This is a genomic window from Desulfogranum japonicum DSM 18378 (assembly GCF_000429945.1).
GTDB lineage: Bacteria > Desulfobacterota > Desulfobulbia > Desulfobulbales > Desulfobulbaceae > Desulfogranum > Desulfogranum japonicum.
Genome location: NZ_AUCV01000013.1, coordinates 82,639 through 102,508, shown reverse-complemented (window position 1 = coordinate 102,508; position 19,870 = coordinate 82,639). Strand labels below are relative to the sequence as shown.

The following is a 19,870-nucleotide window of genomic DNA, read 5'->3' as shown; positions in this document are numbered from 1 at the left end:
TGATAGTTGTTTTCCACCAACCTTACATGAAATCGCTGCAAATGCACACCTGCGTCTTACAGCTTTAGTAAAATGTACAAACCATATATATCGAAGACAGCTTTCCTTTTCAGGTGCCCTTTACACAATGATGATGATGCTGTTGGTGTAATTCCTTTCGTTTACATAGTTATTGTGGCCTGGCAATTTGGTCCAACCGTAATGGTTAAAAGATAATGTCATGAGCTTTCGTAATAAACTTATTTTTGGGGTTGCACTGATTCACGCCATGTTGATGTCGTTATTTATTCTGGATCTCACCTGGCGACAGAAACGTATGTTTTATGAGCACCAGGCCGAACACACCATATCTCTTGCCCATACCCTTGTCACCTCTTCTGCAGGATGGCTGGCAGCCAAAGATTATTCGGGATTACAGGAAATAGTGACCATACAGGAGCATTATCCTGATCTTGACTTTGCCATGTTGACTGATTTGTCTGGTAAGATTCTGGCGCACACCGATAGCAGTAAGATAGGGCTTAAGGTTCTTAATATGCCAGTTACTCCAGAAGCTGATCCTGTTCACATGAGCAGTAGTCTGGTTGACGTGACTCTGCCTGTTATGTTGAACAATTCCCAGGTTGGCTGGGCGCGTGTGGGAATTGGCAGGCAACGCAGCATGCAAGAAATACAACGTATTGTGCATGAAGGCATCCTGTACACGCTGGTGGCCATTATAAGCGGTATTCTTATTGCCTGGCTAATTGCAGGAAACCTGACAAAACGATTGTATGCGATTCAGAAAACCATTGATCAGGTAAAGAATGAGGATCCTGAAACACGGATCAATGTTTCTGGCAATGATGAGGTAACAGGCCTGGCCAGGGAATTCAATGCCATGCTTGATGCCCTGGCTGAAAGAGAGCTGGAGTTGAGAAAGATGAATGCCAGCCTGGAAAATGAGGTGGATAGTCGTACAAAAATGCTGGAGGAAAGTCTCACCCTTGTGGAACAGAGGGAAAAAGAATTGGAGACTGCACAGCATGTAGCCAAGATCGGAAGCTGGGCATTGGATTTAGTTGACAACGTCAGCACCTGGTCAAAAGAAATACACGCTATTTTTGGACTGGCCAAAGATGTTTCCCCCTCTCTGGATCTGGTTTTTTCCTGCACTCATCCTGACGATTTGCAGCAGGTGAAAACATCATGGTTTGAAGCCCTGGCAGGTTCTCCTTATGACCTGGAGCACCGGATTATTGTCAATGGCCAGGTAAAGTGGGTGCATGCACGTGCAGAAATAGAATTTGATGCCCAGGGAGCGCCTTTATTGGCTATAGGCACTGTCCAGGATATCACTGAACTGAAAAAAAACATGTTGGCATTGAGCCACAGCGAACAGCGGATGAGGGCCCTGATTGATGCCTCTCCAATTCCGATCTTACTGTATAACTTACAGGAACAGGTGGACTATCTGAATCCTGCTTTCATACAGATGTTTGGGTATACAGCTGATGAAATTCCCACCATGACGGCGTGGATGGAGAAGGCATTTCCTGACCCTGTCTACCGTGAAAAAGTCACAAGTGAATCTTTTACCCAACCGGAACATGGCCAGAATAACAAAAGTACTGTGCTGGAAAGACAAATATACTGTAAAGACGGATCGTTGCGGGTCGTTCAGATGAACCGGACCAGGCTGGATTCTCCCGACGAAACGCTGTATCTGGTTACCTTCTTCGACGTTACTCAGATAAAAAATATTTCTACCCGTTTGCAGACACTGCTTGATACAGCCACCGATGGCATTCATGTGCTTGATGAGTCTGGAAAGGTCGTTCAATTCAGCCATTCATTTGCACGTATGCTGGGTTATGCTCCAGACGAATTGCATGGGCTGAGCGTTCTTGATTGGGAGGCAGTCATTCCATCCGATGAATTACGTGTGTGGATGAATCGTTTTCATGATGAAGCCGAGGCTTTTGAAACCAGATACCGGCGAAAAGATGGCATTCTTATTGACGTGGAAATTAATGCCAAAAGCATAGAACTGGAGGGCAAAAAATATCTCTATGCTTCGGCTCGCGATATTTCCGAACGAAAATCTGCTGAAACACGTCTGCAACAGTTGGCTACCATTGTCGAGTCTTCTGATGATGCAATTTTTAGCGAATCTCTTGAAGGCATCATAACCAGCTGGAACAAAGGTGCAGAAGTACTCTTCGGCTACACGGAAGACGAGGCCATGGGGGAGAGTGTTGCCATTCTATTGCCCGATGCCGATCTGGCTGAAGAATTGCGTATTCTTGCTTTGATTGCAGAAGGGCAGTCCCTGACCCATTATCAGGCACAACGTGTGCGTAAAGATGGGAAAACAGTCACTGTTTCTCTGACTATCTCTCCTCTCTATGATACCGATGGCGATATCATTGGCGCTTCAAAAATCGTACGCGATATAACCCGACTCAAAGAAAGTGAGGAACGTTTTCATACTTTGTTTATGCACTCTCCGGATGCGATGCTGATAGTAGAGTTGCATGACAGGATTATTGTTGACTGCAACAGAGCAGCTGAAACGATACTCAGGGGAGACAGAAATCAGATAATAGGAGAATCGCCGAACAGATTTTGTCCGAAGTATCAGGCAAACGATTCCCCTTCTGCCAATGCTGCCAGTGAAAAGATGGCACAGGCCATGGAAGCGGGAACCAACAGATACGAATGGATGCATAAACGTTTTAATGGCGAGATATTTTGGGCAGATGTTTCCATAGCACCCATTGTCATGGAGGGTGAACGGGTGCTTTTGGTTGCCTGGAGAGATATAACAGATCAAAAAGAAATTGCCTTACAGTTACGTTCCACCCTGGACAGATTGGAAATGGCTACCCGGGCAGCTGCCATGGGTATATGGGTCTGGGATGTTACCCGGAATACTTTGGTATGGGACGAACGTATGTTTGATTTATACAGAGTTCCAGAAAAGGAGCGCCAGAAGATCCTTTCCTATGAATTCTGGCTTGAGAGAATTCATCCTGAAGATACTGCAATGGCAGAGCAACAGCTTGTTGAGCAGTTTCATTCAAAAGAGTCTAAAGATTTTGTTTTCAGGATCGTTTTACCAGATAAGCAGATCCGATATATTAAGACTGCGGTATATCCAGAATATGATGAGCACGGGCGCTTGATTCGTGTAGTCGGAACAAGCAGGGATGTGACAACAGCGAGGATAAATGAACAAAAACTTGCAGAAAGTGAATCTCAATTCCGGCAACTTTTTGAACGTAATCATTCCGTGATGTTGCTGATTGATCCCGATACAGGCGCTATCCTTGCCGCAAACCAGGCCGCCATTAATTTCTACCAGTACCCTGAAGATATTCTCACTGGTTTGTCGATTAATGATATCAACATATTACCCAAGGAGCTGGTGGATAAAGAAAGGGAACGGGCCAAGGCTGAACAGACCAACTATTTTCTTTTTAAACACAAGCTGGCTTCAGGAGAAATTCGGGATGTGGAGGTCTATGTCACCCCCATATCTGTGAAGGGAGCTGTTAAACTTTTTTCCATCATACATGATGTTACAGATCGAAGACTGGCACAGAATGCCCTGGAGGAGGCAAACAGAAAAAGTGCAAGGCACGGAGCACTGTTGCAGCATGTTTTGGACACAGCCAGTGTTGCCATCCTGCTCGTCAACCGTCAGAGTGTTATAACCCTTGCAAACAAACGGGCAGCTGAAATGTTTGCCCGGCCTCTCGACTCCATGATCGGCCTGGATTACCCAATACTGGTTCATCCATCCCAGAGGCATGCCAGTAACCAGACACTGTTTGCCATATGTAATCTCGAACTGGTAACTGTGGATTTGGAACGGCTGTATTTACGTACAGATGGTACTGAATTTTGGGGGCAACTGAATGTCCGTCTTTTCTCCAGTTCGGCAGGGGACGAAAATCAGGTTGTTATTTCCATTGCAGATATCACTCAGTATAAGGAAGCCCAGCACCAACTCATTCGTGCCAAAGAAGAAGCCGAGGCTGCCAGCCGTCACAAAAGCGAATTTTTGGCAAATATGAGCCATGAAATACGTACTCCCTTGAACGGGGTAATCGGCTTGACACATCTGATGCAGAATACTGAACTTTCTCCAAAACAGCAGGATTACATAGCAAAGATTGATTCGTCTTCAAAGGCCCTGCTCCATGTTCTCAACGATATTCTTGATTATTCAAAAATAGAAGCTGGTTATCTGCACCTTGAGCCGGATGCTTTTTACATAGATGACCTATTGAAAAGTATAAGTGATTTGTTTTCTATATTAGCAGAGGAAAAAGGACTTGTTTTTCTGTTTGATGTTGCATCGGATGTCCCTCAGTACCTGGAAGGAGATCAGTTGCGGTTACTGCAGGTACTGAGCAATTTGGTGGGGAATGCCATAAAATTTACAACACACGGGGAAATACGGGTTGCCATTGCCCGGGTTGCCAGTTCAGGTGATGAAATCTGGCTGAAGTTTTCCGTGCAGGATACAGGGATTGGTATTTCATCAGAAAATCAGGAAAAGCTTTTTCAGGCTTTCCAGCAAGCTGACGGTTCAACCACCCGCCAATTTGGTGGTACAGGCCTTGGTTTATCCATCAGCAAGAAAATAGTTGAATTAATGGGTGGGCAAATCGGTATTCAAAGCGAGGGGGGAAAGGGAAGTACATTCCATTTTTCAGTTCCTTTGAGAGCTAGACACGATATACCTTTTTACAGGGATCCCGCCAGGTTACGAGGGATGCGAATTCTGCTTGTTGATTCCCAGGATTCATCCCGGCAAGTGCTCAGGCAGATATTGGATTCCTGGGATTTTGAAGTTACCGAAGCCGTCTCGGCAGCAGAATGTCAGGCTGAGATTGATAAGGCCATCCTGGAACAGCACCCATATGAGTTGCTCATTGTTGACTGGAATTTTCAAGGCATGAATGGATTTGAAATCGTTCGTCTTGCCCGGAATGCCTACGAGCAGGCAGGGATTGGATATCTCCCGGCAATTGTGCCTGTTAACAGTATGGGAAGGGAGTTGGCCAGGTCCATGCAGGAAGGTGTTCATGCTGATGTGCTGATTGATAAGCCCCACACATCATCACAGCTATTTGATGTAATAATTGATTTGCAGCAACGAAACAGTTGTACCGTGAGGGGACTCTCTCAGGAAAGCACCACCAAAGATCCAGGTCGCAGCTATATGTTTGCCGGTGCTCGGGTATTGCTGGTGGAAGATAACAAGGTTAATCAGCAGGTCGCCGGCGAGTTGCTGCAGAGTCTGGGGCTTCATGTTACCACGGCCGACAATGGGCAGGAAGCATTGGAATGCATAGATGCTGAAAACTATGACGCTATTCTTTTGGATCTGCAGATGCCCGTAATGGATGGATATGAAACTACCAGACATATCCGTGCACTCAAGCACCAGCAGAACCTGCCTGTTATTGCAATGACTGCTGCGGCTTTGATTCAGGATAAGGAGGCCTGTTTGGCGGCAGGTATGAACGATCATATTGCAAAGCCCATTGATCCTGAAGCGCTCATCACAACCCTGACAAAATGGATCACTCCTTCAGGCGGCCAACATGTGGAGAATGATGTTGTGTCTCTGCAACCCGATTACGGGACAGGTTCACCATTCGAATTACCTGGATTTGATTTGCAAAGCGCTGTACAACGTATGGGCGGCAGCTGGACAGCCCTTCGCAAAGCCCTGCATGTTTTTACATCTGAATTCAGGCAAATAAAACCAGTCATCCACGATAATATAGAGCAATCACAATATAGGCAGGCAGCCAAACATATTCATACAATTAAAGGTGCAGCTGGTAATATAGGCGCCATTTCCTTGCATAATTCCGCCGCTGAGTTTGAGCAGAATTTGAAATCGGACTCCAGCACAGGCTGGAAACAATTTGAAAAAGTATATGATGAAACCATGGCTTGCCTTGAGCGACTCGATGAGAATATGCACGAAGCGCAGAATGGAATCGGAGAACAAAAACATAATGTGGAAGAGGTACAACAGCGATTAGCCGATCTTCGTACTATTCTTCAACAGCAGCGCATCGTTCCTGAGACGCTTTTGCAAGAAGTACGCGCCATGTTGTCAGGAAGAAAAATAGATGTACTGGTGAAACGATTACAACGGCAGATTGATGGATTTGAATATCCTGAAGCAGTTGAGACCATAGCCACCATTAAACAGAAACTTCAACCTGCAGCGCATATATGAGCAAAACACCCCCTGGCCCTCGTAAAGGTGAAATTCTGATTGTAGATGACAGTCCTACCAATATTCATGTTCTTGTTCAAACCCTTGGTGAAGAATATGAACTGCGGGTGGCAAGAGATGGCATGTCTGCTCTTGAGCTTTTGAGCAACAGCGATTTGCCAGACCTTATTCTCCTGGATGTCATGATGCCGGGGATGGATGGCTATGAGGTGTGCCGACAGATAAAAGCCAACTCGCTCTCCCAGGATATTCCCGTTATCTTTATTTCAACCATGGATGAAGTTGAAAATGAAACCAGGGGATTGGAGCTGGGTGCAGTGGATTATATAACCAAGCCATTCAATGCTGGCATTGTTCGGCTGCGGGTGAAAAATCATATTGAATTAAAACAACAGAAAGATACCCTGGCGCGCCTTTCATTGACTGATGGCCTTACAGGTATACCTAATCGGCGGGCCTTTGATGAAACCCTGGACAAGGAATGGAAAAGAGCCAGAAGGTTGCATGCACCCGTAACTTTACTCATGATCGATATTGACGATTTTAAAAAGTATAACGACCATTATGGACATTTGGCCGGTGATGACTGTCTGAAGAGGCTTGTGGCCATTTTTCCTGAAACTCTGACGCGCGCCGGTGATTTTTATGCCCGCTACGGAGGTGAAGAGCTGGCCTGTATTCTTCCTGACACTGACGATGCCGGAGGCCTCTATGTAGCGGAACAGATCCAGCACAGATTGCATATGTTGGCTATTGAACATGCTGCGTCTTCTGTGGGCAACAGGGTTACCGTTAGTGTAGGTGTTGCATCAGCCTGCCCACAGGGAGAAGAAGATAGTCATACGATTGTGGATAGGGCGGATAAAGCCCTGTATCTCGCAAAATCCAGGGGGAAAAATACCATAGAGATTTGAACAACCTGAAGAAGGGTAAAAACTGGCAGGGAACTGGTCCCTGCCAGAAAAAAATCCCCCTTCGGGGCAAACAGATTTTACAGTGTCTGCTTTATTGCCGGACAGCTGCAGCCACTCACTGCTGCTGCATGTCCTATGCCTCGCATTGCCTGCAAAATATGCTCGTAAAACATCCTGATTAGAGGACGGCTTTTTTCAATTCATCAATGCCGATGCGTTCCACAAAGGCTCCTGTTCGTTCTTTTTTCTTGGCATTGGCTGCGTAGTATTCAATACATTTTCTGGCAAGTGCAATGGTTTCTTCCTCGTTGAGATCTTCTGCCAGTATATCTGCCTTGCGCACCTGGCGCCCTGAGTTTCCTCCAAATACCAGGGTCCAGCCCTTTTTTTTGCCGATAAGGCCAAGATCGCGAACCAGACTTTCTGCGCACAGAAAAGGGCAGCCGGAAACCCCTACCTTGAATTTGGCAGGCAGCTCAATCCCGGTAAATATTCCTTCAATCTCAATTCCAAAGCCGAGAGAATTCTGAACACCAAATTTACATACATCGGTTCCAGGACATGCCTGTACATAATGGAGGCAAAGTTCAACGGCTTTGCCTTCATCCATTCCCAAATCTTCATAGATGGGTAGAATCTGTTCTTCTGTCATGCCAACAAGGGCGAGGCGATGGCCGGAGGTGATTTTTACAATTGGGATGTCATATTTATCAACAACATCTGAAATTGCCTTGAGATCTTCCCTTTTGATAACGCCGGCTGGAATACGAGGTACAATGGCATAGGTTTTTTTGTCGCGCTGGAGAATAGCGCCTTTGGGGCCATCTGCTTGAGACATGTTTTTTGCTCCTTTAATAGTGTGTTACAATGCAATGTAAGTGGGGATGGAATATTTTTCAGTGTGACTGTTCATACGACAATGTAGTTCTTGGGAATTAGACGGAAATCAGCATTTTTTCAACCCTAAAAGGAAAAGTGCATTTTTCGCATCCATAATTCAGCTGCTTCAGATACTCCGCCATCATTATTGGAGGCAACCACGGTGTACATGGTTTTCAATATATCAGGGCCGTTGGTGACAATATATCCAGAGCCTGTCCATTGAAGCAAATCTTCATCATTGTAATCATTGCCAACACCGCACACACATTCCTGTGCAACTCCCAATTTCTCTGCCAACCATTGAACTGCTGCAGATTTTGAGCTTTTTTTATGAAAAATTTCAATCCATATGGACTCATGATCTAACGGCGAAGTAGCTTTGATGACGCTGAATTGATGTAGTTTTTCCATAAGGTCTCTTGCAAGCTGAGGACCTCGATTTTTATCAGCAATACAAAGTAATTGGGTCGCCCCTCCAAGGTCACGGCATATTTCCCTGGTAAGCGCAGGCAGCTGTACGGCAAAATCATTATACATCTTGATTCTTCGACGAAAATCAGCTCCACCCCCTTTGCGTGCCCGATAGTACATTTGATGAGTGTGGGGGATTGGTGCATGTACCATATAATCCACCTGAAGATGTTCGAGGTGTTGTGAAATTGCCAACGTCTCGTCACTGGAAAGGGCGTGGGATATCAATATTTCCCCGGTGGCAAAATCTATGATTCCTGCACCTGTTGAGAAAATGACATAATCAATTGTTTGTCTGAAATTTTCCTGAAGGCGCTTGTCAGTGGCAAGCAATCGCTGCAAAGAATACCAGGAACGGCCGGTTGCCAGTGCTATACATATATTTTTCCGTTGAAGTCTGTAAAGATTTGCAAATTCCTGATGACGGATGGTTTTTGTGTCGGTTAATAGCGTACCGTCCAGATCAGTGATAAAAATTCCCGATGGTATTGTTTTGCTCATCTAAAAAATTGTGTGACAGGTTTTAAACAGGTGAACGGGCAGACGTAACCTCTTCCCAAGTATACCGATGGCTATTATAACATGAGTGGAATATTGTTTCCTGCAGTCTTAGACGACAGGGAGCGCAGGAAGGCTCTCTGAATTCTGGAAAATAAGATTTCGATCTGACTGGCCAGAGCTCTGCTTTCAAGGTCAAATTGCATGCCACACACATTACTGTATCCCGATTTGGTACGAATACGCGCAAAATGGCGTATGGTGCAAGTGACGCGTATTTCTTCCATGTTATCGGTATGAATGAGGATTGATGCTTTATCTCCCTCCTGGATGTTTTCATCGAGCCCATCGTGTTCGATCAGCATGCCCATGGTGCTGATATCTATCATTCTGCAGGCTATACCATGTATGCCGTTATCTGGAGCGTTTATAATCACATCCATATGGATGTGAGAAGGGATCTTTGCACGAAAAGGACGGTTATTGGGGATTATTCGTCCTATTTCCGGAAACTTCAGTATCAGCAACTGTGTATCCAGGTACGAGTCAGCCTTGATAAAAGTAGTGCCCAGTTCCACTGCTGTAGTTCCAGTATAGAATCGCAGCAGTAGTTGAGCAGACGAACGAATTCTTATGTTACCGATGACAGGGTCCAGCGGAGACAGAGCGAGGTACTGCATTTCGGTTAGATACGCTCCACTTTCATAGTCCGGCGGGATAATGGGGGATTCTTCTTCTCCTGTTTTGCCGGGTACGGTTGGAGGGTAATCCCAAAGCGTGGCAAAAAAGAGCCTGGTGGTGCTGTCAATTTGCACTTCAATGAGACGTTCTTCCAGGTAGAGAGTGTGGACATAGGAAAGGATGCGTTTCGTATCGGTCAGTAACGTGAAGTGGCTACCATCTTCCACCCCCTTTTCAACCATATCCTCTCCCGTTGAAATAGCCATTGACGGGAAAAAGGTATGCAATTTGTCTAAAATAAAGTCTTTCATTGCACCTAACCCTTCTGTTGCTGCGTCTATTTGTATTATAGCTTAATACAAAAAGTATAACAGAAGATTGCTGTGTTTCGAGGTAAAGGATTGATAAAGATTCTTTTGTAAAAGAGTTTGAGGAAAGAAATACATATGTTGGCGTAGCCTATTGGCCATATGTAAGCCAGGCTGTTTGCGGAAAGATCTGGTACACTTTGAGTAAGTTACAGTTTGGAGGTGAGTGAAATCAGGTAGATACAGCCGCTGTAATGTAATGAGTTGCAAATATTGAGAGAAGACCAAAATGCATTCACAAGACACTGTCGTCGTCATATGAGGGGCCAGATTGAGCTGTCTTTCGTAATAGGCGGAAGAAACTATTTTTTCCTTTGGCAGCTTGATTCATTACAACCACCTTTGCAGTAGTAGCCAAATCCTGAATCCCAGGTAACACCTCCTTTGGGGCAATGCTCTACATATTCTGAATACTCGACTAATCGATTAACAATGTTTTTAGGAACAGAGTGTTCCATACGGCAGGCTGCTTCACTGGCTTCCTTAGGAGCAATCCCAAGTACATTGGTGAGGAAGCGTTCCAGGGCTTCATGGCGGCGTACAATTTCCCGGGCAACGGTCTTACCTTCTTCTGTTAACGTTATCAGGTCATAGGGAGCATAATTAATCAGCCCCATGGAACCTAGAGTTCGCAAGGCAGACGTGACTGAAGAGGCCCTGACCTGAAGACGTTGAGCAATATCCTTGGCGCGGGAAGCCATTTTTTCTTCTGATATCTGGTAAATGGCTTCGAGGTAATCTTCCTGGCTCGCTGTCAGTTTATTCATATGCATTCTAATAATAAGATATCATTAATAATTGAGGAAAGGTATATGTAAAAAATACGTGATATCCAATTAAAGTCAACTTTTTTGTCAGCATGGCTTCAGGTATATTTTTGTGGATTATATATCCGAACATCTGTGTGTTCAGTCCTGTCCTGCTAAGATCACCGTCACCTTGAATTACATGCTTGCTGGATAAAAAAAATATGTAAAGACAAACATTTATGTGCAACATAGAGTTACATTGTTTTGGTTTCAGTATTACGAAAAAAGTGATACATCTCCTGCCTTGCCTGGTTATTTTGCAGTAGTGGGGTTGCCTCTATGCAAGCCGTTTCTTATTGTAATTTTTTACTGAAAGACAATGTTCGTTCGTATGTTTATGGATAAAATCAGTACACAAGGAGGGCAACATGCCTGAAGCTCTTGCCGTATGTGCCAATTGTGGTGCAAAAAACAGGATTCCTGCCGGAAAAGAATATACAGAGGCAAAATGTGGGAAATGCAGGGCGTCACTTCAATCTGCAGCATTGACAGGAGTTGTTCGGCATATTAATGATCAAAATTTTCAAGCTGTTGTCATGGAATCAAATCTTCCTGTGCTGGTAGATTTTTTCTCACCGACCTGTGGTCCCTGTAAAATGATTGCACCGGTTATTGAAAATATTGCCGGGAAATACGCAGGAAAAATTGTCATAGCTAAACTGGATACTTCTGTGAGCCAGATGACTGCGTCCAGATTCCAGATCCGAGGGGTTCCCACGTTGCTTTTCTTTAAAGGGGGAGAAGTTCGGGACCAGGTGGTTGGAGCCGTTCCGCAAGCAGAAATTGAAAGTAAACTCAATGGACTGTTGTAATTCATTTTTAGAATAAAGGGGAAAATAGAGCTATATTTTTGGGATAATGCTTCCGACAAGAATAATGAGTACATTCAACCCATTCCATGTCGGAGGCGCAATGCGCTGGCTAATTTTTCTTTTTATTTTTTTCGTTTTGTCATCGTTGACAGGATGTGTACGTATTCCCCAATCAACCGGCTACCCTTATACCAGCCAGGCAAAGATGCAGGCTGCCCACCATTGGAGCGTTTTGGCTGGTGATGTGGCACATCAGATTAACAACGATCTGATTGAACGCGGATATTTGCTTGATCCGGTCTATGTGAAGCACACCTGCGGCCTGCCTGATGCCTGCAGTGGGGGTGGGACCTTTGCTTTTGATGAAGGGTTTAATGATCTGCTGGTTTCTCATCTTGTCCAAAGTGGTGTGCCAACCCGGGCTGCACTTGAAGAAAATACACTGTTAGTGGAGTATAAAGTTCAGGTGCTGTATCATGCTTCGGCCAGATATCAATGGCCCCAACCAGGTGTTCTCACTGCTCTTACCGCAGGAATCGTGGTATTTCGACATGCTCCTGATGATATTATTGCCGTGCTTACCGCCGGTGCTGTGGATGCGGCACGGGCAACCTCAACCATCAATGGTCACTACGAGGTCATTATCACTACCTCGATTCAGGATGATAATGAATATATAATGCACCGCTCGGATATTTATTATATAAATGATAAAGATTTCTGGCATTATCAACGAGGAACTTCAGCCAAAGAAATTAATCTGATAAGCAAACACTGAGTTACTTGCAACAGAGGTAACTCTCTCTTTTTTACCTCTGAGCAGCTACCATTGAGATGACATGCGCAAGGTCACCTTTTTTCCCACATGCTTTGTACCGGTTCTTCTGGTAATCTTTTTTGCCTGTATCTCCGGGTGCAGCAGATTAAATGGTACGAGACTGGAACCCGTGCTTGGCGGGCATGTCAATCTGGTGGCTTTAGGCGATACCATTGCCCGAAAGCTTATTGCACAATGTTTACCGCCATTATTTCCCCGTGAGCATGAACAGCCAGTTCTTGTAACCACGCCTGTTGATGAAAAGACTCTCAAGCAGGCCACGGATTTTGGACGCAGCCTGCAAAACAGTATAATAGCAGGGTTTGTAACAAGGACGTATACTGCCAAAGAATTGAAATTGCGTGGTGAATTGGTCATCCTGGATCAACAGGGTGAGTTTATGCTGACCAGAGAGTTGGAAAAACTAGCGCAAAAACAGAAAGCTCAGGCTTTGGTTCTCGCAACCTATACGTTGACTAATCGAGTGCTGTATCTTTCCGTCCGTCTTGTTGATCCCAATGATCGAACTATCCGTGCTGCGTATGAAGATAAACTCTATCTTGACGATAATACGTTACGTATGCTTGGGTATCAGTTTGAGGAAGAAAAGATAGAAGACGGGATTACTCCTCCCAGGGAATCCTTTATTGATAGAATTTTTTATTGAGAATACTTCGCAAGTATCCAGAGAAGATCTCTGGCAGCCCCATGGCCCTGATTAACATCGCGACCCTGCATAAGCAGATTATGCAGATGCTTCCGTCCATAGACCCGCCCGGTGGGATTGAACTTCTGTCCTATAAGCGAAACAGGACCATAGCTCTTCTTGTAAAAGATTCATCGACATTTTTACTCAAAGAAGATGGTTATCTGCAACAGGACGTGGTATCTAACAGAGACACCTTGCCAAGGTTGTTAAAGGAAATGATCAAACGTGAATTTCCCCGCAGTCGTAAAGTGCGACTGTATAAATGTTATGATCCTGTTGAGTTGGAACGAACCCATCAGAAAATTTGACCCGCGATCATGTTAACGCTGCGATGTGCGGCCTGTAAGAAGAAGCTTTGGCAATACGATAAAATAGGGCCTGGTGAGGTATTGCGCTGTCATAAGGCTCGTATTACCAAGGGCTTTTCCTGCTATCAACAGAGTAATAAAATTTACTGCCAATGTGGCAAAGCCATTGGTATTGATAAAGGCAGTTTTTATAAAATGATTGCAAAGGCTTTTACATACAGGGGCTCAAAGAGAACTGCAAAGTAAAAAAGCCCTTAGATATACACCCATGTTTCACTCTCTTGTCACTCTCCTGAAGGAGAGTCTGCGCTCTTCTTTGTCCACGGCTGTTATTATTCTCAAGTTTGTGGTTCCTCTATATATCATTGCTGACGTGTTGCTCTATTTTGATCTTCTCAAGCATGTCAGTTTTCTTTTCGCCCCTGTTACCAAACTGTTGCATTTACCACCTGAGGCGTCCATTTCCCTGGCCGGAGGTATCTTACTGAATGTATATGCTGGCATTGCTTTTGCTGCTCCCCTTGGGCTGTCTGCATATCAATGGACGACTTTAGCTATTTTTCTCGGTGTGTGCCACGCGCTCGTTGTAGAAAGTGCCATTATAAAAAAACTTGGAGTCTCGTATAGATATTCGGTGGTGTTACGACTCTCAGCTGCGTTTATTGCTGTGCTTCCTCTTCCTTTTCTCCCTGATTTCTTTTTTCCTGAGGTTACAGATACTGTTATCTCCCAAAGTCCGCAGGTACAATCCTTTGGGAACCTGCTTATACATTCCTTTCTGCACTCCTGTTACCTGGCGATTAAGATTGTATGCATGGTGAGCAGTATTATCATTTGCGTGGATCTGCTCAAGGCTACCCCGCTGATACAGAGGCATATTGAAAAAGTGAACACCTCTTTTTCCATTATCATTGGTCAGTTGTTGGGCATAACCTATGGTGCATCGCTTCTAATCCGCGAGGCCCACAGGGGAAATCTGAGTAAACAGGATGTTTTTTATATCAGCACTTTTCTCATGGTCTGTCATTCTGTAATTGAAGATGTCCTGTTGTTTGTAATATTCGGGGCAAATCTTTGGGTTATCGTCAGTTTGCGACTCTTGACTGCAATTGTCCTCAGCTACCTGCTGCTCAATATTGTTTCTCGCTTTTCCCTTCTGGATCAGATTGTGCGTATGGAATAATATGATTTTTGGTAACTGTTAACGGTATACCTGATTTTTCCACGATCAACTTGGTTTACGTATTACCTTCTTCGTTGCGTCGGTCTGCTTGCCAAAACTTCAGGCATCCTGTACCCAGTTACAAAGACAAGGGAGTTTCAGGTTTATCTGTTTCTCCTATGAGGGAATTGCGATTTTTGTTGAAAAGACGTTCTTCTGGATTCGTTACTGGATGTATACAAGTGATGTGGTATGAATAGAAATGACAAGTTACAGGGAATTCTCTGGGACAACGATGGCGTATTGGTGGAGACGGAATATCTGTTTTATCTGGCCAATAAAGAGTTGCTTCTACGTTATTCCCTTGAACTTTCAGAAGAAGATTATTTCGAATGGTATTTGAAGCGCAATGTGGGCGCCTGGCATCTGCTATCTGATATCGGTATTGATGAGGAACAAATTTCAGAGTTACGGGCGCAACGTAATGCATTGTACAGTGAAAAGATAGAGCAGGCGCAGCAATTGGCTCTGTATGGGGTCGAAAACCTGTTGCAAACACTGCATGGTAAAGTGCCGATGGGCGTTGTAACCAGTTCGTACAAAGAACATTTTGAGGCAATACACCAGCGGTTGAATATGCGCCAATATTTTGATTTTGTTTTGGCTAATGGAGACTATGCTCAGAGCAAACCGTCTCCTGAACCATATATACTGGGGTTGAATAAACTCGGTAAACGGGCAACGAATTGCGTAGTGGTTGAAGACTCCCCTCGGGGGTTGCAGGCGGCGAAAGCTGCAGGTATTCGCTGTATCATTTTACGGGGCCGGGTAACAGCCGGGTATGATTTTAGGGGTGCTTATACAATCGTTGATAACACCGAAGAATTGGCTGATGTGTTGATGAACCTGGTGTGATTTTAAGCCTGGGCTCAATATTACCTGCTTGCTTGCCTTGCCTGCACAACTATATTGTCAAAGACGGATTCGTATTGGTTTGAGACCGGTTCTGCGCAGGTGGCTGTGACAAGGTATGTCACGTCAGCGAAAATCAGGAAATAGTGAAAATGTACAACAGGAATTTTTTCACCGTTAATGCGTCTGCCCCTCACTTTGTACAGTTTACCATCTGAGCCCTCCAGTTCTTCAATTTCAGAAGATACTATGTACGCAGGGTATCGTTGCTGCATGCTATTTTTTACATTGGCCAATAATGTTACCAGGCGGTCCTGTTTGACAACATTCTCCAGGCGAAGGTTGGGAATTATTCCATAATCCATTGTTGTGTGAACGCAGGGAATGTTGCTCCCAGGAAGTTTTGCCAGGAACCAGTTGGCAGGTAATACCACTGTGAGTCTGGAATTTTTGAAGGTGTAGGGACCTGCATCAAGAGGTTCCTGCTCCTGTCCGCAACCTGGGAGAAAAGCAAATAATATGCTGAGATATATTAATATATAATGAGGTTTCTTCATAAACTCGGCAAGGTTCTCTATCTGTTAAATTTTTGACAATATATGTGAGGTATCATGCAAATACCACAATTGGAATGTATAGGCTATGTTCATAATGAAATTCATACCCGGGAACAGGCCCCTAAAAATTTTGACTGTTCTGAATATACAGGTACCATAGAAATTGACCCCAAATACCTGGATGCTATGGATGGGATACAGGCTGGACAAACCATAGTTGTTTTGTCCTGGCTGCATAAGGCAGACCGTTCTGTCCGTAAGGTTTACCCAAGAGGTGACCGCAGCAGGGGATTACATGGTGTGTTTGCCACAAGGAGTCCGGCGCGACCCAACCCCATAGCCATTTCAGAGTTCCAGGTCCTGCGGGTGGAAGGAAACATACTCCATGTAAAGGGTTTTGATGTACTCAACGGTACACCCGTTGTAGATATAAAAAAGAAAATTGATTGATGTGCAAAGGTATGTGTTTGTATCAAGGCGGTTTGTTAGAACAGGTGATTGTACCCCATGACTGGTATAGATGAAGTAATATCCATTGGTTGGTTGGCAGAGAAACTAACTTTTTTAAAATTGAACGTCCAACACACAGAACTTGCTGCAGCCAGTATCTTTTTGGCTGGTGTGGTGTTGCTTGCTCTGTTTGTGACTATCCTGGTTCGTCAGACTTTGCTGCATTTTGTTACCAGATGGATCCAAAACAACCAGTATCACTGGGATGACCCTCTGGCGAGCAACAGGTTGTTGACCAAGGTAAGCTGGTTTGTACCGGTCGCCATCATATCCCTGGCTCTTGATTCGTTTTTTGATCATGGATCATCGGTGTATATCCTGAGTAAACGTTTTGTCATGGCTGGTTTTGTAATAGTTGGCATGCTCAGCCTGACAGCATTGTTTTCCTCGATAACAGATATTCATCGAATTCTCAGCAAGCAAAAAGGCAGTAGCCTGCGAGGATATACTGACGCCTGCAAAATTATCACCTTCGTGCTTGGGGGGATTTTTCTGGTTTCCATTTTTACAGGTAAGTCCCCATGGGGTGTTATCTCAATCCTTGGTGGGTTAACTGCCATTACCATGCTTGTTTTTAAGGATTCTATTTTGGGGTTTGTGGCTTCTGTTCAGTTGACAACCTCTGATATGGTCCGCATAGGAGACTGGATAGAAATGCCACAGTATGGGGCTGATGGGGATGTAATCAGTATTTCGATTAACTGTATACGGGTACAGAATTGGGATAAGACCATTACAACCATTCCCACCTATGCGTTAATCTCTTCATCCTTCAAGAATTGGCGAGGTATGTCTGAATCCGGTGGTCGCAGAATTAAACGGTCCCTGTTGATCGATATTGCCTCCATCCGGTTTTGCGATGCAGAAATGTTACAGCAGTTCAGGCAGTATCGTTTGATCAGCAGCTATATTGAGGATAAGGAGCTGCAGATAACAGAATATAACACGCAGTCGCAGGTGGATCCCAAGATTCTCCTGAATTTCAGGCGTCAGACCAATGTTGGTGTTTTCAGAGCCTATGTTGCTGCATATTTGAAGGCAAATACCCAATTGAACCATAAAATGACCTTCCTGGTTCGCCAACTCCAGCCTACTGAAAAAGGGTTGCCCCTACAAATTTATGTCTTTTCAGCAGATACGGCCTGGGCCAGGTATGAAGAAATTCAAGCAGACATTTTTGATCATCTTCTGGCCGCTCTTCCTGAATTCGGGTTACGTGTTTTTCAGTATCCTTCCGGTGCTGATATTCAACAGATGGTAACCAGGGGGGCTAAGAGTCTGTCGGACGAACCTGTATCTTGTCAAGGCAATTAGAAATTAAGGGTGAATTTGCAGAAGAGGAGAGGAGGGAAGGATATGACAGGAGATCCATGGGCATATCATCAGGAATCAAAGCATGCATACCAGCAGTTTGCCCCTTCACCTGATTTTCTCGACTGGGAGACCCAGCCTGATCCTTTCCGATCGTTTCAAGGGGCACCCCGTATTCAACTTCCCTTTCTTCGAGCGGATCCGGAGGCAGCGGCCGAGGAATTATTCACTGGTGAAGTCCCATTTCACGATGTATCTGTGCAAACCATTGCTGCCTTGTTGGAACTATCCATGGGGTTGTCTGTCTGGAAAGAGGTGCCTGGGTCTCGCTGGGCTCTGAGAATGAATCCATCCAGTGGAAATCTACACCCAACAGAAGTGTACCTGATTAATGGTAATTATAAAGGTTTGACCGCTGGCGTGTATCATTATGCTCCTTTTACCCATTGTCTGGAGCAGCGATGTGCGTTTTCCTCGGTAGAATTGAGTGAAGGCCTATATATTGCCTTGACCTCTATTTTCTGGCGAGAAAGCTGGAAATATGGAATGCGAGCTTTTCGATATTGTCAACTTGACGTTGGTCATGCCATGGCTGCCATCCGTTTTGCTGCTAACCTCATGGGATGGCAGGCTCAGGTCTGTACTGTTGGCGATGATGTTTTGTCTGATATTCTTGGTTTTACTCAGACTCAATGGCACGAGGGTGAACGTGAATATCCTGATGTTATGCTCTGGGTAGGGAACGATCAATTAGCTCCCCATGATGTTCAGCAAGTAGTTGCCGGGGTTCAACAGCAGAAATTCACAGGTATTCCGAATCAACTTTCTTCAGATCATCAACATTGGAAACGAATGTATGATGTTGCCAGGGCAACCAGTCGCAGTGGCATACTTACGCAACCTGTATGGGAGACTGATGCACTGAGGGAACAACGATATCAGGATACTGGTGCAGCAGTAATACGCAGGAGACGCTCTGCTGTTGATATGGACAGGCAGGGAAGTCAACTTGAAAAGAAGCAGTTGTTTAATATGCTGGATGTACTTCTTCCAAGGGAGAATTGTGCACCTTTTGATATTGCTTTGGGCGCGAGTCGTGTTCATCCGGTTCTTTTTATACATAACGTTCAGGGGCTGCAACCTGGTATCTATATCCAGATAAGAAACAGGGAGCATCTAGCCGAGCTTAAACAGCAAATGCATCAGGATTTTCTCTGGCAGCCCATATTTCCAGAGATATCTTTTTACCTCTTGACAGTAGGCGATGCACGCTCTGCGGCAGCGACATTTGCCTGCGGGCAGGACATTTGCGGAAATGGGGTCTTCGCCGTATCCATGCTTGCCAGATTTAGAAAAGAACTGGAAATCGATGTCGGAAGATACAGAGAATTATATTGGGAAGCCGGGTGTATAGGCCAGGTATTATATCTTCATGCCGAGCTTAATGGTATGCGAGGGACGGGGATAGGTTGCTTTTTTGATGATCCGGTACATGATTTTTTAGGTATTGATTCAGATGCTTATCAGTCGGTGTATCATTTTACGGTTGGTAACCCTGTTGAGGATAAAAGGCTTAGCTCGCGCGCACCATATTTTCATGTGCGCTCTGGATAAAACAAACAAGGTTTATCGATTGTTCATGATGCCGAAATTGTAAAGATCTGTCTTTCAAAACCTCTCGCATTCTGAATGAAGGGAGTATTTCTACGCATTTACTGCAAGTCTGCAGATTCTCTTGCTTCTTTTTTCCGTGCGGCAAACAATAGGCTTAAAACTTATTACATGCTTTCCAGGGAAAAAAGGGTTTCGCAGTCCCTTTTGTCCCTGTCATGGAGTGTATATTCTCATGGTATTCGTTATGTCTATACTGTCAGCAACACCGATAAACACTCCTTTTTG

Annotated in this window: 16 protein-coding genes; 11 read left to right on the top strand and 5 right to left on the bottom strand. The window is 44.7% G+C overall.

All coding sequences use genetic code 11. The annotated features are described in order from the left end of the window. Window positions 1-220 precede the first annotated feature (220 nt). Window positions 221-6,250: a PAS domain S-box protein gene (locus tag G493_RS31945; protein WP_028579959.1), complete on the top strand. Its 6,030-nt coding sequence runs from the start codon at window positions 221-223 to the stop codon at window positions 6,248-6,250. After that, a complete protein-coding gene (locus tag G493_RS0108005; protein ID WP_028579958.1) occupies window positions 6,247-7,164 on the top strand; it encodes a GGDEF domain-containing response regulator in 918 nt (305 codons plus the stop codon). Before G493_RS31945 ends, G493_RS0108005 begins: the two co-directional genes overlap by 4 nt. Window positions 7,165-7,342: 178 nt before the next feature. Here the strand turns inward: G493_RS0108005 and G493_RS0107995 are convergent, their stop codons facing one another. The 4 genes from G493_RS0107995 to G493_RS28380 form a co-directional block, all read right to left on the bottom strand. Next, entirely contained in the window at window positions 7,343-8,002 is a 660-nt protein-coding gene (locus G493_RS0107995; RefSeq protein ID WP_028579956.1) for a nitrite/sulfite reductase domain-containing protein, read from the bottom strand. A 125-nt stretch (window positions 8,003-8,127) separates the two neighbouring features. Continuing rightward, on the bottom strand, window positions 8,128-9,018 hold the full coding sequence (locus G493_RS0107990; protein ID WP_051309126.1) for an HAD-IIB family hydrolase: 891 nt from the start codon (window positions 9,016-9,018) through the stop codon (window positions 8,128-8,130). 74 nt (window positions 9,019-9,092) lie between these two features. Further along, complete coding sequence (locus tag G493_RS0107985) at window positions 9,093-10,007, bottom strand: PilZ domain-containing protein (protein WP_028579954.1); 915 nt, start codon at window positions 10,005-10,007, stop codon at window positions 9,093-9,095. Window positions 10,008-10,366: 359 nt separating this feature from the next. Next, window positions 10,367-10,831 (bottom strand): metal-dependent transcriptional regulator, encoded by a 465-nt coding sequence (locus tag G493_RS28380; RefSeq protein ID WP_035273988.1) that lies wholly within the window; start codon window positions 10,829-10,831, stop codon window positions 10,367-10,369. A gap of 410 nt (window positions 10,832-11,241) precedes the next feature. On the opposite strand from G493_RS28380, the gene trxA reads away from it, so the two are divergent. From trxA to G493_RS0107945, 6 genes are all read left to right on the top strand, one after another. After that, complete coding sequence (gene trxA / locus G493_RS0107975; protein ID WP_028579953.1) at window positions 11,242-11,685, top strand: thioredoxin; 444 nt, start codon at window positions 11,242-11,244, stop codon at window positions 11,683-11,685. A gap of 100 nt (window positions 11,686-11,785) precedes the next feature. Then, window positions 11,786-12,463: a hypothetical protein gene (locus G493_RS0107970; RefSeq protein ID WP_028579952.1), complete on the top strand. Its 678-nt coding sequence runs from the start codon at window positions 11,786-11,788 to the stop codon at window positions 12,461-12,463. A gap of 61 nt (window positions 12,464-12,524) precedes the next feature. Beyond that, window positions 12,525-13,169 (top strand): FlgO family outer membrane protein, encoded by a 645-nt coding sequence (locus tag G493_RS0107965; RefSeq protein WP_028579951.1) that lies wholly within the window; start codon window positions 12,525-12,527, stop codon window positions 13,167-13,169. 41 nt (window positions 13,170-13,210) lie between these two features. Beyond that, window positions 13,211-13,519: a hypothetical protein gene (locus tag G493_RS0107960; protein ID WP_028579950.1), complete on the top strand. Its 309-nt coding sequence runs from the start codon at window positions 13,211-13,213 to the stop codon at window positions 13,517-13,519. 268 nt (window positions 13,520-13,787) lie between these two features. Further along, on the top strand, window positions 13,788-14,702 hold the full coding sequence (locus G493_RS0107950) for a nucleoside recognition protein (RefSeq protein WP_051309125.1): 915 nt from the start codon (window positions 13,788-13,790) through the stop codon (window positions 14,700-14,702). A 231-nt stretch (window positions 14,703-14,933) separates the two neighbouring features. Then, the gene (locus G493_RS0107945; protein ID WP_028579947.1) at window positions 14,934-15,596 is read left to right on the top strand and encodes an HAD family hydrolase; all 663 of its coding nucleotides are present in this window, start codon (window positions 14,934-14,936) and stop codon (window positions 15,594-15,596) included. Between the two features lie 20 nt (window positions 15,597-15,616). Here G493_RS0107945 and G493_RS0107940 read toward each other — a convergent pair whose 3' ends face one another. Beyond that, the gene (locus G493_RS0107940; RefSeq protein ID WP_028579946.1) at window positions 15,617-16,150 is read right to left on the bottom strand and encodes a hypothetical protein; all 534 of its coding nucleotides are present in this window, start codon (window positions 16,148-16,150) and stop codon (window positions 15,617-15,619) included. A gap of 54 nt (window positions 16,151-16,204) precedes the next feature. Between G493_RS0107940 and tsaA the strand changes: the two genes are divergently transcribed. The 3 genes from tsaA to G493_RS0107925 are packed head-to-tail and all read left to right on the top strand — an operon-like array spanning window position 16,205 to window position 19,585. Next, window positions 16,205-16,600, top strand: a complete 396-nt coding sequence (tsaA, locus tag G493_RS0107935; protein ID WP_028579945.1) for a tRNA (N6-threonylcarbamoyladenosine(37)-N6)-methyltransferase TrmO — start codon at window positions 16,205-16,207, stop codon at window positions 16,598-16,600. A 57-nt stretch (window positions 16,601-16,657) separates the two neighbouring features. Next, a complete protein-coding gene (locus tag G493_RS28370; RefSeq protein ID WP_051309124.1) occupies window positions 16,658-17,974 on the top strand; it encodes a mechanosensitive ion channel family protein in 1,317 nt (438 codons plus the stop codon). Between the two features lie 42 nt (window positions 17,975-18,016). Next, window positions 18,017-19,585 (top strand): SagB/ThcOx family dehydrogenase, encoded by a 1,569-nt coding sequence (locus G493_RS0107925; RefSeq protein ID WP_028579944.1) that lies wholly within the window; start codon window positions 18,017-18,019, stop codon window positions 19,583-19,585. Window positions 19,586-19,870 lie beyond the last annotated feature (285 nt).

Excerpts from the sequence above, each read along its gene's own strand:
- G493_RS31945 (WP_028579959.1), top strand. The coding sequence starts at position 221 with ATGAGCTTTCGTAATAAACTTATTTTTGGGGTTGCACTGATTCACGCC.
- G493_RS0108005 (WP_028579958.1), top strand. The coding sequence starts at position 6,247 with ATGAGCAAAACACCCCCTGGCCCTCGTAAAGGTGAAATTCTGATTGTA.
- G493_RS0107995 (WP_028579956.1), bottom strand. The coding sequence starts at position 8,002 with ATGTCTCAAGCAGATGGCCCCAAAGGCGCTATTCTCCAGCGCGACAAA.
- G493_RS0107990 (WP_051309126.1), bottom strand. The coding sequence starts at position 9,018 with ATGAGCAAAACAATACCATCGGGAATTTTTATCACTGATCTGGACGGT.
- G493_RS0107985 (WP_028579954.1), bottom strand. The coding sequence starts at position 10,007 with ATGAAAGACTTTATTTTAGACAAATTGCATACCTTTTTCCCGTCAATG.
- G493_RS28380 (WP_035273988.1), bottom strand. The coding sequence starts at position 10,831 with ATGAATAAACTGACAGCGAGCCAGGAAGATTACCTCGAAGCCATTTAC.
- trxA (WP_028579953.1), top strand. The coding sequence starts at position 11,242 with ATGCCTGAAGCTCTTGCCGTATGTGCCAATTGTGGTGCAAAAAACAGG.
- G493_RS0107970 (WP_028579952.1), top strand. The coding sequence starts at position 11,786 with ATGCGCTGGCTAATTTTTCTTTTTATTTTTTTCGTTTTGTCATCGTTG.
- G493_RS0107965 (WP_028579951.1), top strand. The coding sequence starts at position 12,525 with ATGCGCAAGGTCACCTTTTTTCCCACATGCTTTGTACCGGTTCTTCTG.
- G493_RS0107960 (WP_028579950.1), top strand. The coding sequence starts at position 13,211 with ATGGCCCTGATTAACATCGCGACCCTGCATAAGCAGATTATGCAGATG.
- G493_RS0107950 (WP_051309125.1), top strand. The coding sequence starts at position 13,788 with ATGTTTCACTCTCTTGTCACTCTCCTGAAGGAGAGTCTGCGCTCTTCT.
- G493_RS0107945 (WP_028579947.1), top strand. The coding sequence starts at position 14,934 with ATGAATAGAAATGACAAGTTACAGGGAATTCTCTGGGACAACGATGGC.
- G493_RS0107940 (WP_028579946.1), bottom strand. The coding sequence starts at position 16,150 with ATGAAGAAACCTCATTATATATTAATATATCTCAGCATATTATTTGCT.
- tsaA (WP_028579945.1), top strand. The coding sequence starts at position 16,205 with ATGCAAATACCACAATTGGAATGTATAGGCTATGTTCATAATGAAATT.
- G493_RS28370 (WP_051309124.1), top strand. The coding sequence starts at position 16,658 with ATGACTGGTATAGATGAAGTAATATCCATTGGTTGGTTGGCAGAGAAA.
- G493_RS0107925 (WP_028579944.1), top strand. The coding sequence starts at position 18,017 with ATGACAGGAGATCCATGGGCATATCATCAGGAATCAAAGCATGCATAC.